This is a genomic window from Streptomyces ureilyticus, assembly GCF_011045025.1.
In the GTDB taxonomy this organism is placed as follows: Bacteria; Actinomycetota; Actinomycetes; order Streptomycetales; family Streptomycetaceae; genus Streptomyces; species Streptomyces ureilyticus.
Window position 1 is genome coordinate 1 of the sequence record NZ_JAAKZX010000371.1, and the last position, 4522, is coordinate 4522.

Annotated in this window: 2 protein-coding genes; both read right to left on the bottom strand. The window is 70.3% G+C overall.

Going from position 1 to position 4522, the window contains the following annotated elements:
- On the bottom strand, nucleotides 1-888 hold an 888-nt coding region (locus G6048_RS46845; RefSeq protein ID WP_165345710.1), incomplete at its 3' end, for a beta-ketoacyl synthase N-terminal-like domain-containing protein.
- A gap of 2 nt (nucleotides 889-890) precedes the next feature.
- Nucleotides 891-4520 carry a type I polyketide synthase gene (locus G6048_RS46850; RefSeq protein ID WP_328829032.1) on the bottom strand — a complete coding sequence of 1210 codons (3630 nt, stop codon included), beginning with the start codon at nucleotides 4518-4520 and terminating at the stop codon, nucleotides 891-893.
- Nucleotides 4521-4522: the final 2 nt, after the last annotated feature.

The window sequence follows — 4522 nt, forward strand, 5'->3', positions numbered from 1 at the left end:
GCGGATCACCGCCAGCACCTGATGCCCGTTCCGCCGGGCATCCGAGAGTCGCTCCAGCAGGATCAGCCCGGCGCCCTCGCCCCAGCCGACACCATCAGCGTCCGCCGAGAACGCCTTGCACCGCCCGCCCGGGGACAACACCCGCTGCCGGCTGAACTCGACGAAGGTCGAAGGTGAGGCCATCAGGGCGACTCCCCCTGCGAGTGCCATCGTGCTCTCGTCGCTGCGCAGGGACTGGCAGGCGAGGTGGAGCGCCACGAGGGACGACGAGCATGCCGTGTCCACCGTCACGGCCGGTCCCTCGAGGCCGAAGGTGTAGGCGATGCGGCCGGAGGCGACGCTGCTCGCGCTGCCGATGCCGAGCAGACCTTCGTAGTCTCCGGACCTGGGGGTCGTCCGCATGCCGTAGTCGTCGTACGACACGCCCGCGAAGACGCCTGTTCGCGTGCCGCGCAGCGAGTCGGGAGCGATGCCCGCCCGTTCGAAGAGCTCCCAGGAGGTCTCCAGCAGCAGCCGCTGCTGCGGGTCGATCGCGGTCGCCTCGCGTGGGCTGATGCCGAAGAACGCGGCGTCGAACTCATCGGCGTCGTAGAGGAAGCCGCCCTCGCGCGTGGAGGATTTTCCTCGCTGGTCCGGGTCCGGGTCGTACAGCCCTTCGACGTCCCAGCCCCGGTTTTCGGGGAAGCGGCCTACGGCGTCCGTGCCGGATGCGACAAGCTCCCACAGATCCTCGGGGGAGCTGACACCACGGGGGTAACGGCAACTCATCGCGATGATCGCGATGGGCTCGTGGCTGCCGGACTCGAGCTCCATGAGCCGTTCCCGGGTCTCATGAAGATCAGCGGTGACCCACTTGAGGTACTCGACCAGCTTCTCGTCACTAGTCATGTCTAGCTGTCCCCCTTCTTGCCGAGGCTGCGGTCGATGAAGTCGAGGACCTCTTCCGCCGTCGCGTTTTCCAGCCGATGGCTCACCGCGCGCTTCTCCGCGCGCTTTTCCGTGTCGTCGGGTCGTCGCAGCCGGTCCCACTTGGCCATCACCGTCTGAAGCCGGCTGGTGATCCGCAGAGTGGCGTCGTCGTCCGGGTCCATGGCGAACAGGGCGGTCTCGAACCGGTCCAGCTCGGCCAGCACCCGTGTTGTGTCGTCGATGTGTGGCGGGTTGATCTCGGTCCGCAGGTACGCGGTGAGCGCGAGCGGGGACGGGTGATCGAAGACGAGGGTTGAGGGGAGGCTCAGCCCGGTGGCGGCGCCGAGCCGGTTGCGCAGTTCCACCGCTGTCAGCGAATCGAAGCCGAGGTCGTCGAATGCCTGTTCCGGCTTGACGCTGTGGGGCGACGCGTGTCCCAGTACCGCCGCCACATGGCCACGGACCAGGTCCAGCACCAGGCGTTCCTGCTCCGGCCCGGACAGGTTCTCGAGCCGGCGTGCCAGGGACCACGGCCCGTCGGTGACGCTGCCGGGATGGCCAGCCGTCCGCATGCCGGGGACGGGGGCGGGGACCAGCGTGCGCAGGAGGGCGGGCAGGGTCCCTGAGCCTGCCCGCGCTCGCAGCACGTCCGAGTTCAACCCCAGAGGCAGCAGCTGTGCCCGGTCCGTGCGGAGGGCCTGATCGAACAGGGTAAGTCCCTGTTCGGACGTGATCGGTTCCAGACCACGGCGGGAGATTCTGGCCAGGTCCTCGTCGGCCATCTGCCCCGTCATGCCTCCGTTCTGAGCCCACAGGCCCCAGGCGAGCGATACGCCCGGCAGTCCCTCGGACCGGCGGTGCTGCGCGAGGGCGTCCAGGAAGGTGTTGGCGGCGGCGTAGTTGCCCTGGCCCGCGTTGCCGAAGACACCGGCGGCGGAGGAGAAGAGGATGAAGTCGGTCAGGTCGAGGGCGCGGGTCGCCTCGTGCAGATTCACAGCCGCGTCCGCCTTGGCCCGCAGCACCGCCTCCAGCCGCTGCCGGGTGAGCGAACCGATCACGGCGTCGTCCACGACGCCCGCCGCATGCACGACGGCTGTGAGCGGGTGCTCTTCCGGGATCTTCGCCACCAGTTCGAAGACCGCTTCCCGATCGGCGGCGTCACATGCCACGACCGAGACGTCGGCCCCGCTCTTCTCCAAGTGCTCGCGCAGTTCGGACGCCCCCGCTGCCCGGTCGCCGCTCCTACTCACCAGGAGCAGATGGCGCACCCCGTACTTCTCCACCAGATGACAGGCCAGCAGACCACCCAACGCCCCGGTCCCCCCGGTGATCAACACCGTCCCCTCGGCATCCCAGACCGGGGGCACGGCCGGCTCCTCCGTGGCCGTCACCCGGGCAAGACGCGGCACCCACACCCGCCCGTCCCGCACCACCACCTGCGGCTCACCCGCGGCCAACGCCGCAGGCAGCACCGCCTCCCAGTCATCCCCCTCACCGACATCGACGAGAACGAACCGGCCCGGATGCTCCGTCTGCGCCGACCGCACCAGACCCCACACGGGAGCGTGCACGAGGTTCAGCCGCTCGCCCTCGCCGGCGACCGCGACCGCATTGCGCGTCAGCACCACCAGGCGCGAACCGGCAGAGGGCTCATCAGCCAGCCAGGCCTGGAGCGCCGCGAGGACCTCACCCGTGGCCTCGTGCACCTGCTCGGTGAGTCCGCCGGAACTGGCGTCGATACAGCGCAACACCACGTATTCGGGTTGGCTCTCCGCATGCGGTACATGGTCGTCGCCGAACCAAGTCCAGAAGACACCGGTCTCAGGCGTGCCGACTGCCGGCGCCGGATCCCATTCCAGCTCGAACAGTGCGTCGTGGTTCCGCCCGGCCGCCTGCCGCAACTGGTCGGGCGATACGGGCCGGGAGACCAGCGCGTCCGCACAGGCCACGGGCCGGCCTTCGGTGTCGGTGACGTGTACGGACAGCGCGTCCGCGTCGACCGTGGACAGCCGCACTCGTACGCTCGCCGCACCTGTGGCGAACAGGGACACGCCGGTCCACGCGAACGGCAGCCGAACCTGGTCATCGCCGCCCTCACCGGTACGGCCACCGGCGGTGGCCAGCGCCGCGTGCAGGGTGGCGTCGAGCAATGCCGGATGCACGATGAAGTTCTCCGCCGCCTCCTGCTCCTGCCCGGGGAAGGACACCTCGGCGAAGACGTCGTCCCCGCGCCGCCACGCCGCCCTCAGGCCCCGGAAGGAAGGGCCGAAGGCGTACCCGCGGTGCTCGTATGCCTCGTAGAAACCGCCCAGCTCGATCGGATCCGCTCCGGGAGGTGGCCAGGCGCCGAGGTCGACGGGGCCGGTCACCGCGGCCTGGCTGAGCGCCCCACTGACGTGCCGGGTCCACTCCTCGTCCGGCCCGGCCTGCGAGTGCACACTGACCGGCCGCCGCCCCGCCTCGTCCTCCGCACCGACCCGGACCTGCACCGTCACGGAAGCCTCGTCGCGCAGGACCAACGGGGCTTCGAACATCAGCTCCTCCAGCCGCGGGCAGCCGGTCTCGTCCCCGGCCCGCACGGCCAACTCCACAAACCCGGTCCCCGGGAAGAGGACCGTGCCGCCGATGGCGTGGTCCGCCAGCCATGGGTGCGTGCGCAGGGAAAGCCGCCCGGTCAGTACGACACCCTGATCGTCCGCCAGGCGCACGGCCGCGCCCAGCAGCGGGTGACCGGCCTCGGACAATCCCAGTGCTGCGGGATCTGTCGCCGCCCGGTGGTCCTCTTCCAGCCAGTACCGCTGGCGTTGGAAGGCGTACGTGGGCAGCTCGACCTGCCGCCCGCCCGGCAGCAGTGCGGTCCAGTCGACGTCGGCGCCGTGGACGTAGGCCCGCGCCAGGGCGGTGGTGAGGGACTGCGGCTCGGGACGGTCCTGACGCAGGAGCGGCACGACCAGCCGGGGCGTGCCGGACTCTTCGCGCTCTTCGAGGGTTTCCTCGGCCATCGCGGTCAGCACCCCGCCCGGCCCGGCTTCCAGGAATACGTTCACACCCTCACCGGCCAGGGTGCGGATACCGTCGGCGAACCGCACCGCCGCCCGCACATGCCGCACCCAATACTCCGCCGACTCCAACTCCCCCGGCCCCGCGATCCGGCCAGTCACATTCGAGACCACCGCAATCCGCGGCGGACGGTAACCGACCTGACGAGCCACCTCCTCGAACTGCGCCAGCACCGGCTCCACCAACGGCGAATGAAACGCATGACTGACCGACAGACGGCGGCTACGCCGCCCCGGGAAACAGGCCACCACCCGCTCCACCGCCTGCGCCTCGCCGGAGAACACCACCGACCGCGGCCCGTTGACCGCCGCCACATCCACCCGCCCCCCACACTCCCGCAGAGCCTGCACGGCTTCGGCCTCACCGGCCTGCACCGCCACCATCACCCCACCGGGAGGCAATGCCTGCATCAGCCGTCCCCGCGCGGCCACCAGACGGCCCGCATCCTCCAGCGACATCACCCCCGCCACATGCGCCGCCGCCAACTCCCCCACCGAATGACCCAGCACGTAATCCACACCCACACCCCAGCTGTCCAACAGCCGGAACAACG